The sequence below is a fragment of the Ligilactobacillus acidipiscis DSM 15836 genome (genome assembly GCF_001435755.1).
In the GTDB taxonomy this organism is placed as follows: Bacteria; Bacillota; Bacilli; order Lactobacillales; family Lactobacillaceae; genus Ligilactobacillus; species Ligilactobacillus acidipiscis.
Genome location: NZ_AZFI01000275.1, coordinates 1 through 1,472, shown reverse-complemented (window position 1 = coordinate 1,472; position 1,472 = coordinate 1). Strand labels below are relative to the sequence as shown.

Genomic DNA, 1,472 nt, shown 5'->3' with positions numbered 1-1,472 from the left:
TTATTTCTAACTTAATTTGACATTTCAAGTCTCATAAAAATATCTATTTTACTTCGACGATCTTTACAGACATTTTGCCAGCTGGAGTTTCAATTTCAACTTGGTCCCCCAACTTATGTCCGATCAGCCCTTTAGCAATTGGAGAATCATTGGATATCTTGCCGTCAAAAGGATCTGCCTCAGCGGCGCCAACGATTTGGTAAGTTTCAGGTTCATCATCATCTTCCTGAAAAGTAACTTTTTTACCAACTGCCACTTCATTTTTATCAATCGCATCACTATCAATAATTTCAGCATAATTTAACATATGATCAATTTCTTTGATCCGTCCTTCAACAAAAGACTGTTCATCCTTAGCAGATTCATATTCAGAGTTTTCTGACAGATCCCCAAAAGAGCGTGCTATCTTGATTCGATCGATCACTTCAGCTCTTTTATTTGTTTTTAGTTCTTCTAACTCTGCCTCTAACTTATTTTTACCTTCCAGTGTCATTGGAAATGTTTTTTCTTCAGCCATTTTTAAAAATCCCTTCAATTCAAAATTTTATAATTTAATGATCCCATTTAAATATTTATTATATTATCGACTATGGGCGCTGATAACTAGCGCCTAAATCAGTATAACAAAAATATATGCTAATTCAATTTAATATATTTTGCAAGTCTGACAATCTCGATACAAGAGAATATTTGCACTAACACATCTAAAAGAAAGCACAAACTGCAAAATACATGCTGTTTGTGCACTCGATTAACTTTTTCTTTAATTTTGGGCTTCGCGAATTATATCTCTAATTTTTGTAACTAGCAGATCAATTGCAACTTTATTTTCTCCACCCTCAGGAACGATCACATCCGCATAACGTTTAGTCGGCTCAATAAACTGATGATACATTGGTTTAACAGTTTTAAGGTATTGATCGATCACTGATTGTAATGAACGACCGCGTTCCTTCATGTCACGTTGGATCCGCCGAATTATCCTGATGTCATCATCAGTATCAACAAAGACCTTGATATCAAGCAGATCACGCAATCTCGGATCACTTAAAACGAAAATACCTTCTAAAATGATAACCTCTCGCGGATCAACCCATTCAGTTTTATCACTCCGTGTAAAAATTGAATAATCATAAATTGGTTTATTGATCGATCTCCAGTGTGACAAACTTGATAGTTGAGAAATCAATAAGTCAGTATCAAAGGCATCAGGATGGTCATAATTAACAGCCTCTCTTTGTGCAAGGCTCATATCACTTTGGTCGCGATAATACGAATCCTGTTCAAGCATGAGGATCGAATGTCCATGTAATTGATTGAATATTGCATGAGAAACTGAAGTTTTCCCACTTCCAGACCCACCGGTCACACCGATAATAATTGGTCTTTCTTTCTTACTTTCCGCTGCCATTTAATATAGATCTCCCATCTTACTTATTTTTATTTTCTATACGCGTGGTGCTAGTTCGTCA

General features: G+C 35.7%; 2 protein-coding genes. Both read right to left on the bottom strand.

Annotated features, from left to right (window positions below; genetic code table 11):
* Window positions 1–43: 43 nt before the first annotated feature.
* Window positions 44–517 carry a transcription elongation factor GreA gene (gene greA, locus FC65_RS10645; protein ID WP_010496074.1) on the bottom strand — a complete coding sequence of 158 codons (474 nt, stop codon included), beginning with the start codon at window positions 515–517 and terminating at the stop codon, window positions 44–46.
* A gap of 246 nt (window positions 518–763) precedes the next feature.
* Window positions 764–1,411, bottom strand: coding sequence for a uridine kinase (gene udk, locus FC65_RS10640; protein ID WP_056972713.1), 648 nt, complete (start codon window positions 1,409–1,411; stop codon window positions 764–766).
* Window positions 1,412–1,472 lie beyond the last annotated feature (61 nt).

What these genes read in the sequence shown, in the direction of transcription:
- greA (WP_010496074.1), bottom strand. Translation starts at nt 517, where the DNA reads ATGGCTGAAGAAAAAACATTTCCAATGACACTGGAAGGTAAAAATAAG.
- udk (WP_056972713.1), bottom strand. Translation starts at nt 1,411, where the DNA reads ATGGCAGCGGAAAGTAAGAAAGAAAGACCAATTATTATCGGTGTGACC.